Below are 23,565 nucleotides of genomic sequence, written 5' to 3' on the forward strand. Positions count from 1 at the left end.
GGATACACATTAATGAAAAAGCATCGTGCCTTTCTTAAGTGGGCCGGGGGTAAGTATTCTCTGGTCGACGATATCCGCAAGCACCTGCCGGAAGGAAAAAAGCTGATTGAACCATTCGTTGGCGCAGGCTCTGTGTTTCTGAACACAGACTACGACCAATACCGTCTGGCGGACATCAATCCGGATCTGATTAATCTCTATAATCTTCTCAAGAAAGAGCCGGAGCGTTACATCGAAGACGCCAAGCGCCTGTTTACCCAAGAGTACAACCAGAAATCAGCGTATCTGGCGATTCGTGAAGAATTTAACCAAACGAAAGATCCGTACCTTCGTTCCCTGTACTTCCTGTACATGAACCGCCATGGTTTTAACGGCCTGTGTCGTTACAACAAAAAAGGCGGCTTCAACGTGCCGTTTGGTTCATACAAGAAACCTTACTTTCCTGAGGCTGAGCTCGAGTTTTTTTCTGAGAAAGCAAAGAAAGCGACCTTTGTATGTGAAGGGTATCAGCAGAGTTTCAAAAGTGCCCGCCGTGGTAGCGTGATTTACTGCGATCCACCTTATGCGCCTCTGTCGACGACGTCCAACTTCACGACCTATGCGAGCGGCGGTTTCAGTTTGGACGACCAGGCATTGCTGGGTGAGTGGGCGCGCAAAGTGAGTATCGAGAAAAATATTCCGGTGCTGATTTCAAATCACGACACTGCGCTGACCCGAAGCTTGTATCATGGCTCTCACTTCAATATGGTGAAAGTAAAACGCACCATTAGCCGTAATGGTGGTGGGCGCAATAAAGTGGATGAATTGCTGGCACTGTTTGCTCCAGACGTATCAGAGCTTCTTTAATTTGGCGTGATGAGCGACACCAAGCCCATCAGCCCCAGCACAAACACCAAGACAAACACGAAACCGACAACGATATAAGGCACCATGCTGGCTTGCTGAAAATCCCGTTGTCGGTTTTTGTCTGACTGCACGCCAAACATCGCTGCAAACACGCTTTTCACTACATCCATCATGCCCACTTTATCCTGTTGCGGTTTGTCGTTATCCATTGAGTGATCTTCGCCATTCATCTTGATTAATCCCAGCTTAGAACAGGGGCAAGGGCAGCGTCTGTCCCAGCTTCAAAATTCAGAGGTTATGGTTTGAATCAGAGGATCTGATAAGACAGATGCCATGCAATCGGGTAGAATTGCGCCGAAATTCGGGTAACACCGACACCACTTTCGGGTAATGCCAATTTACAGTGAGGCTTATAGGATGAAGGATTTTCTCATTGCACCGTCGATCCTCTCGGCGGATTTCGCACGTTTAGGTGAAGACGTTGAACGCGTACTGGCAGCAGGTGCTGACGTGGTGCACTTCGATGTGATGGACAATCACTATGTCCCGAACCTCACCTTTGGTGCGCCAATCTGTAAAGCGCTGCGCGACTACGGCATTACTGCACCCATCGATGTTCACCTGATGGTGAAACCTGTTGACCGAATTATCCCAGATTTTGCCAAGGCCGGTGCCAGCATGATCACCTTCCACGCGGAAGCGAGCGAACACATCGACCGTAGCCTGCAGCTGATCAAAGAGCATGGCTGTCAGGCAGGTCTGGTGTTTAACCCAGCGACGCCGCTGCACTATCTGGATCACGTGATGGACAAGCTCGACATGATCCTGCTGATGTCCGTTAACCCAGGTTTTGGCGGTCAATCTTTCATTCCTGAAACCCTGAATAAACTGCGCGAAGTGCGTCGTCGTATTGACGAGAGCGGTCGCGATATTCGCCTCGAAATCGACGGCGGCGTAAAAGTAGATAACATCCGTGAAATCGCAGAAGCGGGCGCAGATATGTTTGTCGCAGGCTCGGCAATCTTCGGTCAGCCGGATTACAAAGCTGTGATTGACGAAATGCGCGCGGAACTGAGCAAAGTAGGAAAATAAACCGTGACGGTAAACTTTGACGACATCAAATACATTGCCTTTGATCTGGACGGAACGCTGGTAGACAGCGTGCCGGATCTGGCGGAAGGTATTCGCATGGCATTGGCAGATCATGATTTGCATTCACCAACTGACGATGAAGTGCGTAACTGGATTGGTAACGGCGCAGAAATCATGCTCAAGCGTGCCCTGAGCCAAAGCGTCACTATCAAGGCTGATATTGATGAAGCGCTGTATCAAAAAGTCCGTGAGCGTTTTGATTTCCACTACGCAAACAATGGCCATGACAAAACCATCGTCTACCCGGGCGTGAAAGAAACCCTGACGGCTCTGAAAGCGGCGGGTTACACCCTGGGCATTGTGACCAACAAACCGTATCAGTTCGTGCCAGAGATTTTGGCGGATTTGAATCTGGCGCAGTTCTTCACTGACGTGATTGGCGGTGATTCCCTGCCAACCAACAAGCCGGACCCTGAAGGCTTGTTCAGTCTGCGTGACAAGCATGGCCTGAACAACGAAAACATGCTGATGGTAGGCGATTCGAAAAACGATATCCTCGCCGCGAAAAATGCAGGTTTCGCTTCTGTGGGCCTGACTTACGGATATAACTATGGTGAGCCAATCAGCGACAGTGCACCGGAATTTGTCGCTGACCACTTCAACCAGCTTTTAACGGTTCTCAGCACCGAAAAAACAGCGTAAATTAAAGCTTCGACTATTTTCTCGAAATGACAGCCAGCAGCGATGCTGGCTGAATTGACTGACAGGAACAGAAAGAACATGAGTAATCCTACGACCAAACCCATTGTACTTAGCGGTGTTCAGCCATCAGGCGAACTCAGTATCGGCAACTACATTGGAGCTTTGCGTCAGTGGGAGCAAATGCAGGATGATTACGATTGCCAATACTGCATCGTAGACCTGCATGCGATCACTGTTCGTCAGGAAGCAGAAAAGCTGCGTGAAGCGACACTGGACTCACTGGCACTGTGCTTGGCTGTGGGCGTAACCCCAGAGAAAAGTAACCTTTTCATCCAGTCTCACGTGCCTGAGCATGCGCAACTGGGTTGGGTTTTGAACTGCTACACCCAAATGGGCGAGCTGAACCGCATGACCCAGTTCAAGGACAAATCAGCACGCCACGCGGAAAACATCAATGCCGGTCTGTTTGGTTATCCTGTGCTGATGGCAGCGGATATCTTGTTGTACCAAGCGAATCAGGTGCCAGTCGGTAACGACCAGAAACAACACCTGGAACTGGCGCGCGATATCGCGACCCGTTTCAACAATGTGTATGGCGAGGTATTCACAGTACCAGAACCTTACATCCCACAAGTGGGTGCGCGTGTGATGAGCCTGCAGGATCCGACTAAGAAGATGTCAAAGTCGGATGATAACCGCAACAACGTGATTGGCCTGCTGGAAGACCCGAAAGCGATTGCCAAGAAAATCAAACGTGCAGTGACTGACTCCGACGAGCCACCACGTGTGCTGTTTGATATCGAGAGCAAGCCGGGTGTTGCCAACCTGATGGGTCTGATGTCTGTGGCGACCGGTAAAACGTTCGCAGAAATCGAAGCGGAATACGAAGGCAAGATGTACGGCCACCTGAAAACTGACACTGCTGATGCTGTGGTTGCTATGTTGGAGCCAGTGCAAACCCGTTATCAGGAGTTCCGTGCTGACCGAGCATATCTGGATCAGGTGATGAAAACCGGTGCAGAAAAAGCGTCTGCACGCGCAGCCGAAACACTGAAGAAAGTGTATGAGGCAGTAGGCTTCGTTGCTCGTCCATAATCACCAGATGGAAACATGAAAAAAAAGCAGCGAATTCTCGCTGCTTTTTTTATTTTCGACACCATTCCCTTCACGTTCTTCTCCAATTCCTCCGCCTTATGGCTATTTTGTTGTTATCTGAAACTGTTGATTGCGGAACGCCATTCTGATTATTGAGTGACGCCTCACTCCTGAAATGCAAACTTGGGGATTTCATCACTTAAATGACATGTTGAGCTGTTAAATCATTTGCAGTGTTTATGACTTCACTCGCAAATAAGGACAGCAAATGAAGATCTTTACATGGAGCCCATTGGCTCTAGCTCTCAGTGCAGCACTCCCGGTCAGTGCTGATGTGATCATCACGGAATATGTCGAAGGCTCCTCTAACAATAAAGCTATCGAACTGACCAATACCGGTTCAACGGAAGCTTCTCTCGACAACCTCTCGCTTAAATTAGCCTTCAATGGTGCCACCAGTTTTGGTAACACGATTGCACTTTCCGGCACTCTGGCTGCTGGCGAAAGTTATGTCGTTGCCAATAGCAGTGCAACGGGTGAAGTCACCGGCGTCAGTCAACAAACTTCTGGTTCGCTTTCTTTCAATGGCAATGATGTGGTGGCCTTGGTCGATGAAAATGACAATGTGCTCGACAGCCTTGGCCAACTCGGTAACAGCAGCAACTATGGCAAAGATGTCACGCTGCGTCGCATAGAAGGCAGCACCGGACGTACAGATGCGTCTTCAGCCTTTGACGCCTCAGATGAATGGCAGTCTTTTGCTCAGAACACTTTTGATGGTCTGGGGTGTGGCGGTGTTGACGCTTGTGATGGCGGTGGTGGAGGTGGCGGCACCTTCAGCTGTGAAGGTGAAACCTTGACGCCAACCTATGCGATTCAAGGCAGTGGTGATCGCAGCCCGTTGGTACCGGATGGCAGCTTTGAAGCAGAAGGAACCTACTATGTTGAAGGTGTGGTAACAGCGGTTACCGAAAGCCTTTACAAAGGTTTCTGGCTGCAAGATGCCAATGGTGATGGTGATAGCGCGACCTCTGACGGCTTATTCATCTTCACGGGTGATGCGCCGCAGGGCATTGAACCGGGTATGCAGGTGTGTGTCGCGGGTACAGTGAAAGAGTTCTTCAACCTGACTGAACTGGATGCCACTGACAAGCAGTGGGAAGTGATTGATACCGTGGGTGAACTGCCAGTGACTGATTTCGCGGTAGAAGACGGCGAAACACTGGATGAAGCGCTTGAGCGTCACGAAGGCATGAAAGTGCGTCTGACACAGGAAAGCGATTTGGTTGTCACCCGTAACTTCGGTTTCGACTTCGATGCTTTCCGTAACAACATGGTACTGTCATACGAAGCGCCAAACTTCAAGCCGACTCAACTTTACATCGCGGGCTCTGAGGAAGCAGCGGCATTGGCGGCAGCAAATGATGCCAACCAGTTGTTTGTGGAGTCTGACCGCAAAGCGCCTGACGGTGTCGTGCCTTACTTCCCGGGTCTCGATGCTGAGCAAGGTTATATCCGTGTTGGCGATACCGTCACCAACCTTGAGGGTGTGATTGGTTACAGCTTCAGTGATTACCGTCTGGTGGTGACCAATGAGCTGGTGGCGAGTGACTTCGTGCGTGAAGAAGACCGCACCGCAGCGCCAGAAGCGTTTGCTGACACCAACCTGAAAGTGGCCAGCTTCAACGTACTGAATTACTTCACCAGTGCGAGTGCGATTGGCGGCGATCTCAACGTGACCTGTCAGGATCAGGCAGATGCTGATGCTTCCAGAGGTTGTAACCGTGGTACCAAAGACGCCGCAGAGTTCGCGCTGCAGCAGGCAAAAATTGTCAATGCATTGACCGCCATGGATGCAGACATCGTTGGCCTAATGGAAATCGAAAATAACGGTTTCGGTGAAAATGGTGCACTGGCAAATTTGGTGACTGAGCTGAACGCCCAGTTTGCTGATGGAGCGGATCACTACGCGTATGTGACCCCTGCAGAAGCCGATTTGACCGAAGGTGCATTCCTTGGCAGTGACGCCATTCAGGTAGCGTTGATTTACCGTCCAGCGCGCGTAGAGCTGAAAGATGATGCCATGGTTATCCGTATGCCAGAGCAACATATCAGTGGTGAAAACCCAGACGGTGAAACCCGCCAGTTGGACAAATTCCAGCGTGATAGCTTACTGCAAACCTTTGGTGTGAAAGATCAAAGCCTGTCAATTGCGGTCAGCCACTTCAAGTCTAAGGGGTCAGGTTGTTACGAAGACTGGGTCGCCGGTGAATTTGACGATGACCCGGCAGATCTTCAGGGTCGTTGTAACGAGTTCCGCGTTTCGGCGGCAGAAACACTGGGTAATGCACTGGCAGGTGTTGAAGGTGATATCATCGCCTTGGGTGACTTCAATGCTTACGGCCAGGAAGATCCGATGCGTGTGATGACAGATTACGATGCAGACACAGCAGAGCGTAAAATTGTGACCGCAGCAGGGACTTCTATCGCCGGTGAAACTTTGGATGAAACCGCGCGAGAAGTGGGTGATGGTTTTGGTTACATCAACCTCGCCAGCTACGTATTGGGCGATGAAGCCTTCTCTTACACTTTTGATGGTGAGCTCGGCAGTCTCGACCACGCAGTGGGTAATGCCAGCGTGCTGGAGAAAATCACAGGCGTGGAGGACTGGCACATCAACTCGGTGGAAAGCACCCTGTTTGAGTATTCCAGCCGTTTCACCGGTGATTTGGTCAAATCGACCAACCCTTACTCCTCTTCAGATCACGATCCTGTGATTGTTAGTCTGAACTACCCAGATCCGGTTCAGAAGTTCAAACTTCGCTTCAAGAACAAGAGCATCTTCTGGGTTCAGCCAACGGTGAATGGTTATGTTGACGAAGATCGTCCGTGGCTGCGTTGGAAAACTAACCGTAAATATAATCAAAACAGCGAGTTCCTGAAAGAACTCGGCGTGAGTTACGGCGATACCGTTGAGCTGGGCTACCGCTTGTGGGGCTTTATCGCCATCCCTTGTGGTGACGCAGTACTGGAAGAAAACACACGCGCTGTGTTTAAAGGATTCCAGTGTAAGATCAAATAGTCGTCGACTTATCCTGCCACAGGCTCCTTCGGGAGCCTGTTTTTTTCCGCCCTTTTAATGGGTTGCCTGCAGAATCTTGACTAAGCTTTAGAAATGTCTCACGGACAAATCAATGTCTTGTATTTGTGATGCTGCGTGTCAGGCACCCGAGAAATTCCGGCTGTCAGTGCACAGGTGAGGCATCACCATTTTGGCTTCGGAAGCTTTCATGTCGATCATTGAATCACTATCGATGTTCCTGTTACCGGCGGCAAGCGAGCAGCTATTGCCAATGGGCTATATTGACCCCTGGCTCCAACTGTTGGCGGCCATGGCTGCGTTTATTGCTGCTTCCATGACCTTCATTCATCGTCCGCTGGAAGAAAAGAAACTGCATTGGCTCAAGGTGTCTCCTGTACCTATCAATGCACTGACACTGACGATCGCCATGTCGTTGGTTCATGTTGCCAACGTTACAGCCAGCCCGACCTACCAGTCCTTGGGTTTCCAGCCAGCTCTTTTATATCTGCCATTGGTGTTGACCTTCGGGCTTAACTTTTCTGCACTCAGGATGATCTCGTTTGCCAAGAACAGTCCATTTCGTATCCTGGTGGCATCAGGCCTCATCACGCTGGCCATGGTATTGCAGAATCTGATGGCTTTTACTGGCGTGAATCTGACGTCAATCTACCAGCTTGACGCCGCGATTTATTCTCTCGCTGTTGTGATTTCAGGTTTTCTGGTGACCATTGCCCTTTGGAGCCGCTTTTCAACAGAGAAAACCGGGTTTTGGGACAAAAACCTGACTGCCGGGCTACTCAGCGGTGCTTGCTTAACGGTTGGCTCGCTGGTGATGGCGTTGGCGTCTTCAGAAGCGGTCGTGTTATCGCGTCAGCCTCTTCGTGATGAAGCCCTTCTGTTCACGATTCTTGATGTGGTGCTGGTGCAGGCATTTCTTGCCATGTTTGTGGTGATCTTCAATCAATTGGCTAATGCCTGGCTTTGCAGCCATGCCGAGGCGCACCTTTTCAGTAAACGGGAGGAGCAGCTTTCCTCCATACTGCAAACCGCGACGGAAGCCATTGTGGCGATTGATCGCAAAGGCAATATCACCTATTTCAACAAATCCGCCGAACGTATTTTCGGCTGGCACACCACAGAAGTGCTTGGCAAAAATGTGCGTCTGCTGGTGACCGATGAGCATCAGCACCGCCACGATATGTACATTCATAACTTCCTCGAAAGGGGAGACGCATCCGTGGTGGGATCGGTGCGGGAAGTCACGGCCAAACGGCGCGACGGTTCGCAATTGCCCGTCAGGTTGTCTATCGGTCATCATGGCTCTCAGGGGCAACATGAATTTGTTGCCGTGATTTCAGATATCTCTGAACAACGCAGTATGGCTTGGGCACTTCGGGAAAATGCCAAACAGTACCGGGCATTGGTTTCCAACCTGCCATGTATGGCGTTCAGGGAAATGACCGGAGCGACCCGACATATCGTTTATATCAGTGACGCGGCGAAATCTTTGACCGGGTATAGCGCGTCTATCTTGACCGGGGAAAATGGCGTTTCCCATTTTGTCGATCGCATTCACCCCAGTGATACCGCCAGCTATCGAAAAGTGCGGGAGCTGGCTTCACGGCGCAATGGAAAGTACGACTGTGAATACCGCTTTCTGACCCGGGATGATGAAGAGAAATGGTTCTGGGAAATTGGTCACAGTTACCGTGCGGAAGATGGCAGCACCTGGATAGACGGTGTGATCATTGATGTGACCGAAAAGCACGAAGCAGAAGAAGCGTTCGAGGAAAAACTGCGTCTCGCGGAAAAGGCGACTCAATCCAAAGCCTCTTTCCTTGCCAACATGAGCTACGAGTTCCGCTCACCCATGAATTCTATTCTTGGCCTGACGGAAGTCTTGATTGAAGAAACGGCAAGTCCTGCTCATCGACATCATCTGGAAGTGATTCGTGAGTCTGGCAACAGTCTGTTGAAGCTTATCAACGATATTCTCGACACATCCAAGTTAGAAAGCCAATCCCTGCCGCTCGATATTGCTGATTTCTCGCTGGTGCAGCTTTGCCGCCAGATTGAGTTCATCGCCCGAGAGACGGTGCAGGCACGCGACCTTTACGTCAGCTTGCATTACAACGACGCGCTCTGGGAGCACTATGTCGGCGACTCAAGACGCATTAAGCAGTTACTGCAAAACCTGATGCGAAGCGCTCTGACCAAAACGGAAAAGGGCAACGTCGCCCTCCATGTCGTGCCAACCAATGACATGGTGCGTTTCGCGGTTGCCAGTTACGCCTATAACCAGAAAGAAACCACCCCGGAAGAAGCGGTGAACACCGGACAGACACTTTCTGCAACACTGGTGACCCAGCTCATTGAGTTGATGGGAGGACACCTGTGGTTTGATGGCGAATCGATTCATGGCTCTGTGGTGTATGCCGATTTGCCCCTGATCCCGGCGCAAAGTTCCTCGAGAATGCGCGAGGTGCCTGCCGCCAATTACGCCTTGCCGCCGCTGGAAGTGTTGGTCATCGATGATGTGCAGCGCAACCAGCAGGAACTCAGGGATATGTTGCTCCGTCAGGGTGTGAAGGTACTGACATTTACCGACCTTGAAGCGGCGGAAGATGTGTTGAAAACACAACCTGTGGATGCGGTTTTTCTCGATGCTTACCTCAGTGAAGAACATTATCCGTCCCCGCAAACCCTGCGTGCCTGGGCTGAGGTGTGCCGCAGTGAACGACTGAAAGTGGTCGCGATGAAGCTAGCGGCAGACCCCACGACCGACAGCGAGTGGGAGGCGCTAGGGTTTGATTACACCATCGACAAACCGTTTATCAGTAATGATGTTTTCGCCATGCTGGCGAACTGTTGTGGCGGAGAAGGCGCTGGCAATGTTGCTGTACTTACCCCTCCCACTGATGAGGCTGAACTCTTTGATGATGCATGGGCATTCCAGCATTGGCCTACCACCGACATTTTGCTCAGTGTGATCCGAGAGTTCTACACCACTTATGGCGGGCTACCGGAGACCATCCAGCATCTTTTACGAGAGCAGCCGGAAGCACTGGAGCCTTTATTGAAGCAGGCCAAAGAATCGGCGAAGTGCATCGGTTTTCCAGCGATAGAGCAGCGAGTGACTAAGTTGCTGGGATATGTGGAAGCCGGTGATGTTGCAAAAGCGGAGTCTAAGTTAGAAGCCCTGCAGCAAACATTGGATGAAACCTTTGACCGGGCGCTGGCTTACCTTGGCGTTAGGGCTCACGAGCTGGAAGAAGGCACGTTGGGTAGCCCAATGTCCCAGGAACAGTTTGAACGCAAAACCGAGGTCTTCGTCAGCAAACTGGCTGAAGGCCAGTATGACGATGAACTCTATAAAGAACTGGTACCAATGATGGCGGGGCTGGTTCCCCCAACGTTGCTGTCGCAGTTTGTGGCATCGATAGAAAGTTTTGAGCTGGATGAAGCGTATCACCTGATTCTGGCCGTGACAGAACAAATGCCAATGTCACAGAACACAGGAGTACAAGGCTATGGCGTATAAAGTGCTTGTGGTGGATGATGAACCAAGCAATCTCCATGTGATGCGAACCATCTTGCAGGATCAATACACGCTGATTTTCGCCAAAAGTGGCGAGCGGGCGATTGAATTGGCGATGCAACAGCGCCCGGATTTGATTCTTCTGGATATCATGATGCCTGGTATGAATGGCTACGAAGTCTGCCGCGCACTGAAAACCGAAAAAGCAGTCAGCCATATTCCGATCATCATCGTATCGGCACTGGATGAATACCAAAGTGAAGTGGAAGGCTTGAAAAGCGGCGCGGCAGATTTTCTGATAAAGCCCGTGTCGCCAGAACTGGTAAAAAGCCGGGTCGCGAACCTTTTAGGGGAAGCACGAGCCACCATCATGCGGGAAAACTACCAACTGGTGATGAACCAGATTGCAGCAGTTGCTGCGCTTCACAACAATTATGTGGAAATCACTGCGCCCCGTATTGCCAAATTTTGTGAATGGCTGGCAGTAAAATATGGTCTCACCAAATCCAAAGCTGAGGACATTGGCCTCGCTTATCCCCTTTGTCAGATTGGCGAGCTTTGGGACGATGGTGGCAATAATACTTCTGCCGAGAGCCGCAGCCTTTTGCTGCTTTCTGAGGCCACTAAAGGATTTGCCTGTGTCGCCGCAACTTTGCTGACCTACAAAAATACCCGCTGGGATGGCTCTGGTTTCCCCGAAATTGAAGGGGACAAAATTCCTGAAGAATGCCGGGTGGTAACGGTGGCTGAGGCGATCGACAAAGAGATCGAAAACCTCGAAGGCAGCGTCTCAGAGAGGGTGAAAGGGGCGATTTCAGCGCTCTCCCAAGAAGCGGGAACCCTTGCCGATCCTAGGCTCATCCACATTCTGGACGAAAACAGCGAAGAGCTTTGTGGCCTCTACTTTGATTGGCTGGCCTCACCGTGGCCAACGCCCATTCTCCCTATCAACGAGTTCTGATGCAGTGTGAATAAGCCTGTGTTAGCATTTGCGCCCAGTCCCGCTGATGTATGGCGGGCAGGACGTGATGGGAACCACTGTGCTGCTGATTATTGATAACTACGATTCATTTACCTACAACCTGTATCAGTACTTTTGTCAGTTGGGTGTCGAGGTCGAAGTGATCCGCAACGACGCTATTACCCTGGCCGACATTGAAGCCATGTCTCCTTCACATATGGTCATCTCTCCAGGCCCTTGCACGCCGGATGATGCGGGGATCTCCCTTCAAGCGATTGAACACTTTGTTGGAAAACTGCCGATTCTTGGCGTGTGCCTGGGGCATCAGGCGCTGGCGCAAGTGTTTGGTGGTAAAGTGATCCGTGCTAAGCAGGTCATGCATGGGAAAACCAGTCCGGTTATCCATCGTAATTTAGGCGTGTTTCACTCGCTCAACAATCCGCTCACGGTAACCCGATACCACTCGCTGGTGGTTGAAGCGGATACACTACCTGAGTGTTTTGAAGTGACGGCATGGACAGAAGTGAATGGTGAGTTTGATGAAATCATGGGGATTCGCCATAAAACCCTCGACCTTGAAGGCGTGCAGTTTCACCCAGAAAGCATCTTGACCGAACAAGGCCACCAACTGCTGCAGAACTTCCTCTCCCGCAACTGAGTCCTCGTTTGGTTTACAGTGCTCATAACCTGTGTTGAAAGCCGATCGTTATCACTCTTTTTACATTTTTGTGTCGCCGTTTTCCTGTTGTTAACAGTGAAACCTTATTCACTCTCTTCGTGTCATCACTCGTTTATTTCCCATCAGGAAAGACAGTCTTACCGCTTGTTCTATTAATCATTTACCCTTCTTCACGCATAAATATGGCACTTGTGTGAATTTCCCATAGTTTATTGCGCTAGATTATAAAATTTTCTGCTATTGATGCGGTTAATGAAATGTAAATACTATGCTTATAGCAGAATCGACAGAAGGATATGAGCGATGACAGCCGAACATAAAGTAGAACGTAAACTGTTCGATGAAGTAATGGTGCCATGTTATGCACCGATGAATATGATTCCGGACAGAGGCAAGGGATCCCGCATCTGGGATCAAGATGATCGCGAGTACATCGATTTTGCCGGTGGTATTGCCGTGAGCTGCTTGGGACATTGCCACCCAGTGATGGTGGATGCACTGAAAGCCCAAGCCGAAAAACTGTGGCACCTCAGTAATGTGATGACCAATGCACCTGCACTGCGTCTGGCGAAAAAGCTGACTGAAGTAAGTTTTGCTGAGCGTGTTTTCTTTGCTAACTCTGGTGCAGAAGCTAACGAAGCGGCGCTGAAACTGGCACGCCGCTGGGCAGTGGACGTCCACGGCCCAGAGAAGAGCGAAATCATCGCCTTTACCCAAGGTTTCCACGGCCGTACTTTCTTCACCGTCACCGTGGGTGGTCAGGCTGCATACTCCGATGGCTTCGGACCAAAACCAGGCAACGTCACCCACCTGCCTTACAACGATTTGGATGCACTGGCTGCAGCTATGTCTGACAAAACCTGCGCCATCATGATGGAACCTCTGCAAGGTGAAGGCGGTATCGTCACCCCAGATCCCGCTTTCGTTCAAGGCGTTCGAGAGCTGTGTGACAAGCACAATGCGCTGCTGATTTTCGATGAAGTTCAGACAGGTAATGGCCGTACAGGTACTTTCTACGCGTATGAGCAAACCGGTGTGACGCCAGACATCCTGAGTACTGCGAAATCGCTGGGCGGTGGTATCCCAATCGGTGCCATGCTGACCACTGAAAAACTGGCTGCTCACATGAAAGTCGGTACTCATGGCTCCACTTACGGCGGTAACCCGCTGGCATGTGCTGTTGCAGAAGCGGTGGTGAACGAAGTGAGCAAGCCGGACGTGCTGGCAGGTGTGAAAGAGCGTGAAGGATGGTTCCGTGAAGGGCTGGAAGCACTCAATGCCAAATACAAGATGTTCAGCGAAATTCGCGGCAAAGGCCTGTTGATTGGTGCTGCTCTCAATGAAGAGTGGAAAGGCCGCGCCCGTGATGTTTTGCTGGCGGCAGGGGAAGAGGGCTTGCTGCTGCTGGTGGCGGGTACCAATGTGGTGCGTATGACTCCATCACTGGTCATCACCAAAGAAGAAGCAGAAGAAGGTTTAGCGCGACTGGATCGCGCACTGGCAAAACTGACGGCGGCATGATCGCCCGAGGTTTTGACCACTCATTGCATCAGGAGGAAGTAAGATGCTGGTAATTCGACCAATCAGAGAAACGGATTTTGACGCCTTAATGCTTTGTGCAGAGGAGTCCGGACACGGTTTTACGTCTCTCCCTGTTGACGAAACCCTGATTAAAGGCCGTATCGATCACTCGCTGGACAGTTTTGCCCGTAACGCACAAGCACCGGGTATGGAAGGTTACCTGATGGTAGCGGAAGACACCGAAACCGGCGAAGTGGCAGGCACCACCGGCATTGAAGCAGCTATTGGGTTGGATAACCCGTTTTACAGCTATCACATCAGCAAAATCGTTCACCATTCACGTCGTCTGGATGTGCATAACGTGGTGGAAGTGCTGACCTTCGGGAACAACTACACGGGTGCGACGGAAATTTGCACCCTGTTCCTGCGCCCTGAGTTCCGTCAGGGACTGAACGGTAAATTGCTGTCTAAATGCCGCTTCCTGATGCTGGCCCAGTTCCCGGAAAAATTCTCCGACGTTATCTTCGCAGAAATGCGCGGTGTGTCTGATGAAGACGGAAACTCGCCATTCTGGGCTTGGCTTAAAGAACATTTCTTTTCGATTGATTTCACCTTGGCAGACTACCTGACAGGAACGGGCCAGAAAGGTTTCATCGCTGATCTGATGCCTAAGCTACCAATTTACGTGAGTCTGTTGAGTGAAGAAGCGCGTGAAGTGATTGGACAGGTGCATGAGAAAACCCGTCCGGCACTTCGCCTTCTGGAAAAAGAAGGTTTCACTTGCCGTGGCTATGTCGACATTTTCGATGCGGGCCCGACGGTAGAGTGCCTTCGCCAGAACATAGATTCTATTCGTCGGTCATTCACCGCAAGAGTGAAGATCGCCGAGCACAGCAGCACACAGGATTACCTGATCTGTAACAGTGACTTTGAAAACTTCCGCGCCACCGCAACCAAGGTTGGTGTCGATGAGGAACGCAATGAAGTGCTCATCAGCAAGGAAGTGGCAGAAGCGCTGTTTGTACAAGATGGAGATACCGTGCGTCTGGTGTCGGTTTAGGAGAAACGATCAATGACACAATGGATTGAGAATAAAGCCATTGAGGGTAAGGGCGACGCGTTCGAATCGCTCAACCCATTTAACAGCGAAGCGGTCTGGTCCGGCAAAGCGGCCACGCCCGAGCAAGTGGAAACGGCCGTTGATGCCGCGCGTTGTGCGTTTATCAGCTGGAAAAAACGCCGTTTACCGAGCGCCAGGCGCTGGTGGAGCGTTTCGCAGAAAAAGTAAAAGAAAACAGCGAGCACATTGCGAAAGTGATCGCCGAAGAGACCGGTAAACCACTGTGGGAAACCCGCACAGAAGCGGCGGCCATGGTCGGCAAAATCGGTATCTCATTGCGTGCCTATCAGGAACGTACAGGGGAACGCGCAAAAGACGTAGCGGGCACACAAGCAGTGCTGCGTCATCGCCCACTGGGTGTGATGGCTGTGTTTGGCCCTTATAACTTCCCTGGACACTTGCCGAATGGACACATTGTTCCGGCATTGCTGGCAGGCAACACAGTGGTGTTCAAACCATCAGACCTGACCCCGAAAACGGCCGAAGAAACCCTCAAGCTTTGGATTGAAGCGGGTTTACCTGAGGGCGTGATCAATATGGTTCAGGGTGGCCGTGAAACCGGTGAAGCGCTGGCGCAATCAAAAGGCATTGATGGCCTGCTGTTTACCGGCAGTGCCAATACTGGCCATATCCTTCACCGCCAGTTCGCGGGTCAGCCGGGCAAAATGCTGGCGCTTGAAATGGGCGGCAACAATCCGATGGTGATTTCCAATGACTACGGCGAAGTAGATGCCACGGCATACACCATCATCCAGTCAGCCTTTATCAGTGCAGGTCAGCGTTGTACCTGTGCCCGCCGACTCTATGTACCTAAGGGCGACAAGGGCGATGCCTTGCTTTCCCGTTTGGTCGAGATGACCAAGAATATCCGCGTCGGCGGTCAGTTCGATGAGCCAGCACCGTTTATGGGCGCGCAGATTTCTGTTCGCGCCGCAGAAGGCATTCTGGCTGCGCAGGCGAATCTTGAATCTCTGGGTGGCGAACCACTGCTGAAAGCAGAGTTGCTGCACGATGCTGTGGTGTCTCCTGGCATCATTGAAGTGAGCAAAATTGCAGAACTTCCAGATGAAGAATACTTTGGCCCACTGCTTCAGGTGGTGCGTTATGACTCGCTGGAACAGGCCGTCGAGCTTGCCAATGACACCCGCTACGGGCTGTCCGCAGGCCTCGTGTCGACGGATGATGCGGAGTGGGATTACTTCCTCGACCACATTCGCGCGGGCATCGTGAACCGCAACCGACAGCTGACGGGCGCAAGCGGTGATGCACCGTTTGGTGGACCTGGCGCGTCGGGTAACCTTCGTCCAAGCGCTTACTACGCGGCAGACTACTGCGCTTACCCGATGGCATCGATGGAAGGTGAAGACGTTTCACTGCCAGCACAATTGAGCCCGGGGCTCTCGCTTCATACCAATCACAGTAGGTAGGTGATCAGAAATAGCGCAGGAAAAATGCTAGAGAACAAGGCGGAAAATTTCGATAAGTAGTTATTCTACAATCAAATTTTTTAACGCAGGTGTCGAGCATTTTAACAAGCTAGGATGAGCAGATATTTACTACGATTGGTATCAATATTCCGCAATCACAAGCATTCAGGAGGATGTGATGGAACGCATTCAGGCTTTATTCGACGGACTTTGGAAAGATTATACTGCACGCCTGTGCCCTTCAGCAGCAAAAGTGCATCAGCTGCTGGAAGAAGGCACGCCGCTGCTGAATGACCACATTGCGCTACGTACCTTTGCGTTGCCAAAAGTGGGTCTCGACAGGCTGGCTGCGCCTTTCATTGCTATCGGCTATGAGCCAAAGGGCGAATATGAATTCAAAGCTAAGAAGCTGTTCGCACGCCATTTTGAACATCCGAACCCTGATGCACCTAAAGTCTTCATCAGTGAGCTTTTGGTTGGTCAATGTTCATCTGAACTTCAACTGGCAGTTCGCTCGCTGGTGGACCAAGTGGATGATGCCGCATTAAATGATCCTGCTTTCCTTTACGGTGGCCGTTTGTGGGATATCGACTTTGATACCTACAAGAAACTGGCTGATGAAAGTGAATATGCAGGCTGGTTGTCAGCGCATGGCTTTGGCGCCAACCACTTTACTGTCAGTGTGAATCAGCTGAGTACGTTGGACACAGTAAAAGGCGTCAATGACCTGTTGCGTCAATCAGGCTTTGCGATTAACGAATCTGGCGGAGAAGTGAAAGGTAGCCCTGAAGTGTGTCTGGAGCAGTCTTCGACCATGGCTGACAAAGTGAGTGTGGTTTTCAGCGACGGTGAACAAACCATTCCTGGCGGATTCTACGAATTTGCCAAGCGTTACCCATTGGCTGACGGCTCTCTCTACCAAGGTTTTGTCGAAGCATCAGCAGACAAAATCTTCGAGAGCACCGATCAGTAACGCTTCATCAGTGAAAGGCTAACTCAGTAGGTTTGCGCGGTTGGCCAATCTTCCGCTGAAGGCGTGTCTAAACGACGTCTGTCCTCGCCCAGCATACACTGAATGTGGTAGTGCGATGGGTCGCTAAAGCCGGTCAACTCAGTGCTGAGGTGGCCCGGGGCAGCAGAAACTGGCGTTTGCTGAGTGGGTTGCGAAAAGTGCTGGATTTCCATGTCCATGTCGATGTTCCCTAATACAACGACTGCATGCGAATGCATACATAGCTTGCATTGAAAATTAGCACCGAATGATGACATTCGCTGGAAAATCGACGTGACCAAGATCACGCTGCAAACAAAAAAGCCACCGCGTAACCGGTGGCTTTCTTTTTAGGCTGGGTACGCTTAGCGAGTACCGTATACCACGATGGTTTTACCGTGCGCAGAAATCAGGTTCTGCTCTTCCAGCATCTTCAGGATGCGGCCAACGGTTTCACGTGAACAGCCAACGATTTGACCGATTTCCTGACGGGTGATCTTGATTTGCATACCGTCTGGGTGGGTCATTGCGTCTGGTTGTTTTGCCAGGTTCAACAGCGTCTGAGCGATGCGACCGGTTACGTCCAGGAACGCCAAGTCACCGACTTTCTGGCTGGTCACTTGCAGACGGCGAGCCATCTGAGAAGACAAGCGCATCAGGATGTCTGGGTTAACCTGGATCAGCTGGCGGAATTTCTTGAATGAGATTTCTGCAACTTCACATGGAGATTTTGCGCGAACCCAAGCGGTACGCTCCTGATCTTCCTCAAATAGGCCAAGTTCGCCAATGAAGTCGCCCTGGTTGAGGTAAGAGAGGATCATCTCTTTGCCTTCTTCATCCTTGATCAGTACAGCCACAGAGCCTTTCACGATGTAGTACAGCGTTTCTGCTTTCTCACCCGCGTGGATAAGAGTACTTTTCGAAGGGTACTTATGAATGTGGCAGTGTGAAAGGAACCACTCTAGTGTTGGGTCTGTTTGAGGTTTTCCTGGAACCATATATCTCATTTCCTCTGCAGTTGTTGCCTGATGAGTCTTCCTTAGCCCACCGTCCTGCGGCACAAGTCCGTTGGATAGCATAAAGTGTCGGCAGTCAGGCTACAAGCTCTCTGTTTGAGTCATTGAGTTTATCCTTTTTCCAGCACGATTTCTTGATTTTGATATGGACTTCTCCCCCTATTAAAGGCTAAAAACGTGGACAAGATCACGACCCTGAAAGTAAATGGAGGTAATAAATGCAAGCGAGCGTCAAATGGTGTGGAAATGAGACATTCCTCGGACTGTCAAATTCCGGCCATAGCATTGTGATGGATGGAAACGGTGGTGCAAATGCCCCAAGTCCGATGGAAATGGTGCTGATGGGCGCGGGCGGATGTAGCTCTGTCGACGTGGTTGCAGCACTGAGAGAAGGTGCACAGCAGGTGGTTTCTTGTGTGGCTGAGCTAAGTGCTGAACGCCGTGAGCAATCACCAAAGCTGTTTACCAAAATCAATATTCACTTTGTCGTGACAGGTAAAGCGCTTGATGAAAGCCGGGTAGCCTCTGCGGTGAAAGACACCTCGAGAAATACTGCTCTGTTTGCTTGATGCTAGGTGCAGGAGTGGAAATGACCCACAGTTATGAGGTGGTTAAGGCGGCTTGATCATGTAACAAAAAGCCTGAACATCAAAGGGTAAGAATGAAAAGGAGGGGGAGCCCTCCTTTAGTTTATTTGTGGTGTGTCGAGATCATCAGACAGCGCATTTCTCACCTCATCACTGATCGTCACGCTGAGTTCGAGTGCGGGATGATCAACGCCCGCGGTCAGCGCCTCACCCTTTTTCAGGGCGGTGATCATCGGGGGTGTCAGCTCGAATCGCATAAAGTGCACGCTCGAGGTTTTTTCGTCATTGTCGCGCTCAAGGTCCTCATCGCAGATAGGGTAAACCTTCGCGTCGTCTCCGACTCTCAGCCAGACTTTATTCTCTACGCCGATAAGTTTGGCGAGTTCTACTTTCCTGATGTCAGGGTCAGCATACTCAATCATCATGGTGGCTTTCAGATTACTGCCATCAGGGATCAGCGGATTGTAGGCATCCAATTCTTCCGAAATGCCCTCTGGCTCGAAGATGCGCTCAATACGCAGCATTTCCTGAATTTGGTATTGGATGGTCTGACGGTTTTCAAAAATCAGCCTTGCATGATCACCAAGCTTTACGAAGCGGTGTTTTTTGTGCTCCATGATTTGGTGGCGGAACTGGGCGCGTGCGCGGGCGTAATCCTCCAGCGTCATTAAGTCATCTGCAGTCAGTTTTTCCATGGTTTTCGCTCCCTGTTACAGGCCGTAGGCCTTCCTCAATAAGGTCATGGGGTGAATAGGCTTATCCACCTCCGCCAGTTTAGCAATGTGTGCACCTGCCATCGGGCAGTCACTGGCAAAATAGTCGGCGTTGGCTTGTTTCACTTTCTTTGCCACGGGACGACCAATTTTCACAGCCTTATCATGCGTTTCCACTTTCACCGCGTAAGTCCCGTCGTGACCCGAACAGCGTTGCTCCGGTGCAACCTGAGTGCCAGGCACCAAACGGAGCAGATCTGCGGTTTTTAGGCCAATATTCTGCACGCGAAGATGACAGGCGACGTGGTAGCTGATGTCACCAAGCGGCGTATCGAACTCGGTGTTGAGCTTGCCGGCTTTGTGGCGAAGCATCAGGTATTCGAAGGGGTCATAGAAGGCATCGCGGACTTTGGCGACATCCGGGTCATTGGGAAACAAGAGCGGAAGCTCCTGTTTGAACATCAGCACGCAGGATGGCACCGGTGCGATAAGGTCGAACCCTTTCTCTACCATCGCAAGAAGCTGCGGAATATTTTCTTCTTTGGCGCGCTGAACACTTTCTAAATCGCCCAGTTCCATTTTGGGCATACCGCAGCAACGCTCTTTGCCGACCACTTCGATATGGATATTGTTCTTCTGAAAGACCTTGTAGAAATCCTCACCGAGTTCTGGACTGTTGTAGTTGCCGTAACAGGTGGTGAACATAGCCACCTTCCCTGTGGTTTCGCCAACAGGTTCTGGCGTGATGTCTTTCACCATGGAGGCAACACGTTTTCGCATGGTGTTGCTGTCGTATGTCGGCACGATAGCGTCTTTGTGCACGCCGGCTTTCTCCAGCATGCTTCTAAACGCATTGTTTTTGTTCATCCCGTTCACGGTGACATCCACAATAGGAATCGTTGCCATACCACCCACCAAATCTGTGCTGGAAAGTAGTTTGTCCCGCAGTGATGCCCCCTGTTCTCGAAATTTCACTGCTTTGGCGCGTAGCATCAGGTGAGGGAAGTCGATTTCCCACTCATGCGGTGGCACGTAGGGGCATTTGGTCATATAACACATGTCACAGAGGTAGCATTGATCTGCGACTTTCTGGTAATCCTTCTTATCAACGCCATCGACTTCGAAGGTTTCGGATTCATCAATGAGGTCAAACAGGGTGGGGAATGAATCGCAGAGGCTCACGCAGCGGCGGCAGCCGTGGCAAACGTCGAAGACGCGCTCCATTTCTGCTTCGAGCTTTTCGCGATCGTAAAAGTCTGGGGATTGCCACTCAATGGCGTGGCGGGTGGGGGCTTCAATGCCTCCTTCGCGTTTTTCTTTCATGACGTGTCCCTGCTACTGGTTGTGCCGGTTTCCGGCAGTCACTGTGCGTTATCGTCATTAGCGCCTATTGCGCTCTGAAAGGGCGGACTGGCCGCCCTTTTGTGCGACTAGCTGTCGAGGTTGTCGAGTGCTTTCTGGAAGCGGTTCGCGTGGCTTCGCTCTGCTTTGGCGAGCGTTTCAAACCAGTCTGCGATCTCATCGAAACCTTCGTCGCGCGCCGTGGCGGCCATGCCCGGATACATATCAGTGTATTCGTGGGTTTCACCGGCAATCGACGCTTTGAGGTTTTCTGCGGTGTTACCCATAGGTAACCCTGTCGCAGGGTCGCCCACCTCCTCCAGGTATTCCAGATGACCGTGTGCGTGGCCCGTTTCACCCTCGGCCGTTGAGCGGAAAACGGCGGCGACATCGTTGTAGCCTTCAATGTCTGCTTTTGATGCGAAATAGAGATAACGACGGTTTGCCTGACTTTCACCGGCAAAGGCGTCTTTGAGGTTTTGCTCGGTTTTGGTTCCTTTCAGTGACATGGCTCTGTCCTCTTTTATGACATTGTCTTGCTTCTGTTGGTTAAAAAATAACCAGCAAGATTAAGTTAAGGACAGGTTCGTTATTCGGTCTAATGAATAAAAACGTAATCTGTCATCGTATTTTTCGATAACAGATTACGTCTTCAAATTAAGGGGAGAGGAGAGTGTTAGCTGATTTTGCCAGTTTCAATGAGCTGCTGAATAAGAGGTCGGATAATCAGTTCCATGGCGAAACTCATCTTGCCGCCCGGCACAACCAGGGTGTTATGACGGGACATAAAAGACCCTTGGATCATTGAAAGCAGATAAGGGAAATCGACTTTCTTGATGCCACGGAAACGGATCACCACAAAACTTTCATCCAAGCTTGGGATGCCTTTAGCGTTGAGTGGATTTGAAGTATCTACCGTCGGGACACGCTGGAAGTTGATGTGGGTTCGGCTGAACTGCGGTGTGATGTAGTTCAGGTAGTCGTCCATCGAACGAACAATGGAATCCATTACCGCTTCGCGGGAATGCCCACGGTCGCGGGTGTCGCGGACAAACTTCTGGATCCACTCCAGGTTTACGATTGGCACCATGCCTATCAGTAGGTCGACATGCTGGGCGACGTTAATCTCGCCTTCTACCACACCGCCGTGCAGCCCTTCATAGAACATGAGGTCGGTGTGCTCGGGCAAATCCTGCCATGCCGTGAAGGTGCCCGGCATTTGGTTATATGGTACTGCTTCATCAAAGGTATGGAGATAACGGCGAAACTGCCCCGTGCCTTCCTCGCCGTATTCTTTGAAGAAAGATTCGAGCCTTGGGAAGTCGTTGGCAGTCGGGCCGAAGTAACTGATATGACGGCCCTGCTCTTTAGCTTTACGGATTTCCACGTCCATTTCAGGACGGGTATATCGGTGAAAACTGTCACCTTCCACCCAGGCGGCGCTAATCTTCATCATATTGAAAATCTTGCGGAATGCGTCTGAGGTGGTGGTCGTCCCTGCGCCGGACGAACCGGTAACTGCAATAATGGGGTGCTTTGCAGACATGACAAACCCTGTCAATTTAGAAAGATGGCAACAGTTAACAGGGTCTCGATGACTTGGTCAAGCGATGGGTATTAGGCAAGTGATCGCACAGGTTTGATATCCACCGTTTCGTGCAACTCAGAAAACACCACAACGGCTTCTTTGTTTTTAAGCAGGTTATAGACCTGCTCCACCTTTTCCTCGAAGCTTGCTTCCTGCTCGCCGTAATCTGTCCCTTCACGCAGCACAAAGTGCTCAATCAGGTTTCTCAGGGTCTCTTCGGGGATCTCTTGCCAGGGAACAATCATGGTGGCTTTACCTACTACAAAAAACGGTGCCGGAAGGTGGCGTTAAACACGATATCCGTGCTGTTATCGTGATTGAACATATTCTCTATAGACACCAATTCTATCGCACAGTTATTAAAAAGGTAGCGATAACCCAGCGCAAACTCGTGCACCAAGGCATTAAGCTCACCCAGCCCGGCCCCGGCTGCTTTGCCTTGCGATATCAGGTATTCACCTATCAGCTCATGATGCGTGAACCATTGATATTGGTAGCTGATACCCGCGTTAATACCCCAGGGTTTTACCTCAACAAAATGCTGGGGTTTATCCGGTCGGTGTACGAGCGACACCATGGCGGTCAGCCGGTGTTTCTCTCTTTGGTAGCCATAGTTGAGCTGAGCAGACTGCTCGAAGGAAGTGTTGGCAAACACGCCATGGCTGACCCGGTTAAAGAACAGGGTGACACCCGCACTCACCGCATGGTGCATGTCTTCATAGAGTGTTTGCTCGCCATACAGATTGATGGCACTGAGTAAGGGGTCGCCAGTGAAGTCTTCGACTGGCGCGTCCATGGTGCTGGGGACATAGATGTAGAACCTGTCTTCATCGACTTCGGTGCGACCGTTTTGGTCGATGCCAAAAATGCTATGGAACTTTTCCGTTAGGCCGTCCAATCGGTTGTTAGCTGCATAACGGTATTGCAGCCAAACCCCAACCCGTTTTTCCTCATCCAGCGCGTGAACGAAGCCACCCATAAACTGGTTGTGGTAGTAGTCGAAGCTGTATTCCTGTGAAGGTGCCCAAACGCTGCCAATAGCGACGGAAGCGAAGACATCTGTTTCTCCTGCTTTCAATTGAAACGGGTCTTGGAGTATCGGTGTGAGCCCAGTGGTTTGCAGCGGTGCCTGACTTTGGGCAATCAGCGGCCCAAAGCGCAAAGGGTCTGTGTTTTCTGCCTGCGCAGCGAAGGAGAGCCACCAAAGCAGCATAAAAGCAGTGCGAGATATTGCCATCGTCCACCTCTCTCGCCCTGCTTTCTTGG

Annotated in this window: 20 protein-coding genes and 2 pseudogenes; 13 read left to right on the forward strand and 9 right to left on the reverse strand. The window is 51.0% G+C overall.

Translation table 11 applies throughout. From position 1 onward, the window contains the following. The first annotated feature begins 12 nt into the window (after window positions 1–12). Window positions 13–846, forward strand: a complete 834-nt coding sequence (locus G5S52_RS16795) for a Dam family site-specific DNA-(adenine-N6)-methyltransferase (RefSeq protein ID WP_165016183.1) — start codon at window positions 13–15, stop codon at window positions 844–846. Here G5S52_RS16795 and G5S52_RS16800 read toward each other — a convergent pair. Continuing rightward, window positions 843–1,076, reverse strand: coding sequence for a DUF2970 domain-containing protein (locus G5S52_RS16800; RefSeq protein ID WP_368737480.1), 234 nt, complete (start codon window positions 1,074–1,076; stop codon window positions 843–845). The genes G5S52_RS16795 and G5S52_RS16800 overlap by 4 nt on opposite strands. Window positions 1,077–1,263: 187 nt before the next feature. On the opposite strand from G5S52_RS16800, the gene rpe reads away from it, so the two are divergent. From rpe to G5S52_RS16855, 11 genes and pseudogenes are all read left to right on the forward strand, one after another. Next, on the forward strand, window positions 1,264–1,938 hold the full coding sequence (rpe, locus tag G5S52_RS16805; protein WP_002535219.1) for a ribulose-phosphate 3-epimerase: 675 nt from the start codon (window positions 1,264–1,266) through the stop codon (window positions 1,936–1,938). Window positions 1,939–1,941: 3 nt separating this feature from the next. Further along, window positions 1,942–2,640, forward strand: a complete 699-nt coding sequence (locus G5S52_RS16810; RefSeq protein ID WP_165016186.1) for a phosphoglycolate phosphatase — start codon at window positions 1,942–1,944, stop codon at window positions 2,638–2,640. Window positions 2,641–2,718: 78 nt separating this feature from the next. Beyond that, window positions 2,719–3,735, forward strand: a complete 1,017-nt coding sequence (gene trpS, locus G5S52_RS16815) for a tryptophan--tRNA ligase (RefSeq protein ID WP_046303478.1) — start codon at window positions 2,719–2,721, stop codon at window positions 3,733–3,735. Window positions 3,736–4,003: 268 nt separating this feature from the next. Then, a complete protein-coding gene (locus G5S52_RS16820) occupies window positions 4,004–6,817 on the forward strand; it encodes an ExeM/NucH family extracellular endonuclease (protein ID WP_165016207.1) in 2,814 nt (937 codons plus the stop codon). A gap of 208 nt (window positions 6,818–7,025) precedes the next feature. Next, on the forward strand, window positions 7,026–10,358 hold the full coding sequence (locus tag G5S52_RS16825; protein ID WP_165016235.1) for a PAS domain S-box protein: 3,333 nt from the start codon (window positions 7,026–7,028) through the stop codon (window positions 10,356–10,358). Then, window positions 10,348–11,316 carry a response regulator gene (locus G5S52_RS16830; protein WP_165016238.1) on the forward strand — a complete coding sequence of 323 codons (969 nt, stop codon included), beginning with the start codon at window positions 10,348–10,350 and terminating at the stop codon, window positions 11,314–11,316. Before G5S52_RS16825 ends, G5S52_RS16830 begins: the two co-directional genes overlap by 11 nt. A gap of 67 nt (window positions 11,317–11,383) precedes the next feature. Further along, window positions 11,384–11,974 carry an aminodeoxychorismate/anthranilate synthase component II gene (locus G5S52_RS16835; RefSeq protein WP_438590726.1) on the forward strand — a complete coding sequence of 197 codons (591 nt, stop codon included), beginning with the start codon at window positions 11,384–11,386 and terminating at the stop codon, window positions 11,972–11,974. A gap of 324 nt (window positions 11,975–12,298) precedes the next feature. Continuing rightward, the gene (locus tag G5S52_RS16840; protein WP_165016241.1) at window positions 12,299–13,516 is read left to right on the forward strand and encodes an aspartate aminotransferase family protein; all 1,218 of its coding nucleotides are present in this window, start codon (window positions 12,299–12,301) and stop codon (window positions 13,514–13,516) included. A 43-nt stretch (window positions 13,517–13,559) separates the two neighbouring features. Then, window positions 13,560–14,576 carry an arginine N-succinyltransferase gene (gene astA, locus G5S52_RS16845; RefSeq protein WP_165016244.1) on the forward strand — a complete coding sequence of 339 codons (1,017 nt, stop codon included), beginning with the start codon at window positions 13,560–13,562 and terminating at the stop codon, window positions 14,574–14,576. Window positions 14,577–14,588: 12 nt separating this feature from the next. After that, a pseudogene (gene astD, locus G5S52_RS16850) lies at window positions 14,589–16,063 on the forward strand (succinylglutamate-semialdehyde dehydrogenase). Window positions 16,064–16,241: 178 nt separating this feature from the next. Beyond that, entirely contained in the window at window positions 16,242–17,036 is a 795-nt protein-coding gene (locus G5S52_RS16855) for a DUF1338 domain-containing protein (RefSeq protein ID WP_165016247.1), read from the forward strand. Between the two features lie 23 nt (window positions 17,037–17,059). On the opposite strand, the gene G5S52_RS16860 is transcribed toward G5S52_RS16855, so the two are convergent. Then, the gene (locus G5S52_RS16860; protein ID WP_235956342.1) at window positions 17,060–17,293 is read right to left on the reverse strand and encodes a hypothetical protein; all 234 of its coding nucleotides are present in this window, start codon (window positions 17,291–17,293) and stop codon (window positions 17,060–17,062) included. 126 nt (window positions 17,294–17,419) lie between these two features. After that, complete coding sequence (gene crp / locus G5S52_RS16865) at window positions 17,420–18,052, reverse strand: cAMP-activated global transcriptional regulator CRP (protein WP_002535199.1); 633 nt, start codon at window positions 18,050–18,052, stop codon at window positions 17,420–17,422. Window positions 18,053–18,288: 236 nt separating this feature from the next. Here crp and G5S52_RS16870 point away from each other — a divergent pair. Then, window positions 18,289–18,695, forward strand: a pseudogene (locus G5S52_RS16870) (OsmC family protein). Between the two features lie 60 nt (window positions 18,696–18,755). On the opposite strand, the gene G5S52_RS16875 reads toward G5S52_RS16870, so the two are convergent. The 6 genes from G5S52_RS16875 to G5S52_RS16900 form a co-directional block, all read right to left on the reverse strand. Beyond that, window positions 18,756–19,352, reverse strand: a complete 597-nt coding sequence (locus G5S52_RS16875) for a DUF3501 family protein (protein WP_165016250.1) — start codon at window positions 19,350–19,352, stop codon at window positions 18,756–18,758. 15 nt (window positions 19,353–19,367) lie between these two features. Next, complete coding sequence (locus tag G5S52_RS16880) at window positions 19,368–20,693, reverse strand: heterodisulfide reductase-related iron-sulfur binding cluster (protein ID WP_165016253.1); 1,326 nt, start codon at window positions 20,691–20,693, stop codon at window positions 19,368–19,370. Window positions 20,694–20,800: 107 nt separating this feature from the next. Beyond that, window positions 20,801–21,220 carry a rubrerythrin family protein gene (locus tag G5S52_RS16885; protein WP_002535192.1) on the reverse strand — a complete coding sequence of 140 codons (420 nt, stop codon included), beginning with the start codon at window positions 21,218–21,220 and terminating at the stop codon, window positions 20,801–20,803. A gap of 167 nt (window positions 21,221–21,387) precedes the next feature. After that, window positions 21,388–22,257: a phosphoribulokinase gene (locus tag G5S52_RS16890; protein ID WP_062667067.1), complete on the reverse strand. Its 870-nt coding sequence runs from the start codon at window positions 22,255–22,257 to the stop codon at window positions 21,388–21,390. 71 nt (window positions 22,258–22,328) lie between these two features. Further along, window positions 22,329–22,544 (reverse strand): YheU family protein, encoded by a 216-nt coding sequence (locus G5S52_RS16895; RefSeq protein WP_002535189.1) that lies wholly within the window; start codon window positions 22,542–22,544, stop codon window positions 22,329–22,331. Between the two features lie 14 nt (window positions 22,545–22,558). After that, window positions 22,559–23,536, reverse strand: coding sequence for a DUF3187 family protein (locus G5S52_RS16900; protein WP_165016256.1), 978 nt, complete (start codon window positions 23,534–23,536; stop codon window positions 22,559–22,561). Window positions 23,537–23,565 lie beyond the last annotated feature (29 nt).

Source organism: Grimontia sedimenti (assembly GCF_011045095.1).
Lineage (GTDB): Bacteria > Pseudomonadota > Gammaproteobacteria > Enterobacterales > Vibrionaceae > Enterovibrio > Enterovibrio sedimenti.

Excerpts from the sequence above, each read along its gene's own strand:
- G5S52_RS16875 (WP_165016250.1), bottom strand. The coding sequence starts at position 19,352 with ATGGAAAAACTGACTGCAGATGACTTAATGACGCTGGAGGATTACGCC.
- G5S52_RS16890 (WP_062667067.1), bottom strand. The coding sequence starts at position 22,257 with ATGTCTGCAAAGCACCCCATTATTGCAGTTACCGGTTCGTCCGGCGCA.
- G5S52_RS16840 (WP_165016241.1), top strand. The coding sequence starts at position 12,299 with ATGACAGCCGAACATAAAGTAGAACGTAAACTGTTCGATGAAGTAATG.
- G5S52_RS16800 (WP_368737480.1), bottom strand. The coding sequence starts at position 1,076 with ATGAATGGCGAAGATCACTCAATGGATAACGACAAACCGCAACAGGAT.
- G5S52_RS16880 (WP_165016253.1), bottom strand. The coding sequence starts at position 20,693 with ATGAAAGAAAAACGCGAAGGAGGCATTGAAGCCCCCACCCGCCACGCC.
- rpe (WP_002535219.1), top strand. The coding sequence starts at position 1,264 with ATGAAGGATTTTCTCATTGCACCGTCGATCCTCTCGGCGGATTTCGCA.
- G5S52_RS16855 (WP_165016247.1), top strand. The coding sequence starts at position 16,242 with ATGGAACGCATTCAGGCTTTATTCGACGGACTTTGGAAAGATTATACT.
- astA (WP_165016244.1), top strand. The coding sequence starts at position 13,560 with ATGCTGGTAATTCGACCAATCAGAGAAACGGATTTTGACGCCTTAATG.
- G5S52_RS16820 (WP_165016207.1), top strand. The coding sequence starts at position 4,004 with ATGAAGATCTTTACATGGAGCCCATTGGCTCTAGCTCTCAGTGCAGCA.
- crp (WP_002535199.1), bottom strand. The coding sequence starts at position 18,052 with ATGGTTCCAGGAAAACCTCAAACAGACCCAACACTAGAGTGGTTCCTT.
- G5S52_RS16885 (WP_002535192.1), bottom strand. The coding sequence starts at position 21,220 with ATGTCACTGAAAGGAACCAAAACCGAGCAAAACCTCAAAGACGCCTTT.
- G5S52_RS16830 (WP_165016238.1), top strand. The coding sequence starts at position 10,348 with ATGGCGTATAAAGTGCTTGTGGTGGATGATGAACCAAGCAATCTCCAT.
- G5S52_RS16900 (WP_165016256.1), bottom strand. The coding sequence starts at position 23,536 with ATGGCAATATCTCGCACTGCTTTTATGCTGCTTTGGTGGCTCTCCTTC.
- G5S52_RS16825 (WP_165016235.1), top strand. The coding sequence starts at position 7,026 with ATGTCGATCATTGAATCACTATCGATGTTCCTGTTACCGGCGGCAAGC.
- G5S52_RS16795 (WP_165016183.1), top strand. The coding sequence starts at position 13 with ATGAAAAAGCATCGTGCCTTTCTTAAGTGGGCCGGGGGTAAGTATTCT.
- trpS (WP_046303478.1), top strand. The coding sequence starts at position 2,719 with ATGAGTAATCCTACGACCAAACCCATTGTACTTAGCGGTGTTCAGCCA.
- G5S52_RS16860 (WP_235956342.1), bottom strand. The coding sequence starts at position 17,293 with ATGCATTCGCATGCAGTCGTTGTATTAGGGAACATCGACATGGACATG.
- G5S52_RS16895 (WP_002535189.1), bottom strand. The coding sequence starts at position 22,544 with ATGATTGTTCCCTGGCAAGAGATCCCCGAAGAGACCCTGAGAAACCTG.
- G5S52_RS16835 (WP_438590726.1), top strand. The coding sequence starts at position 11,384 with ATGGGAACCACTGTGCTGCTGATTATTGATAACTACGATTCATTTACC.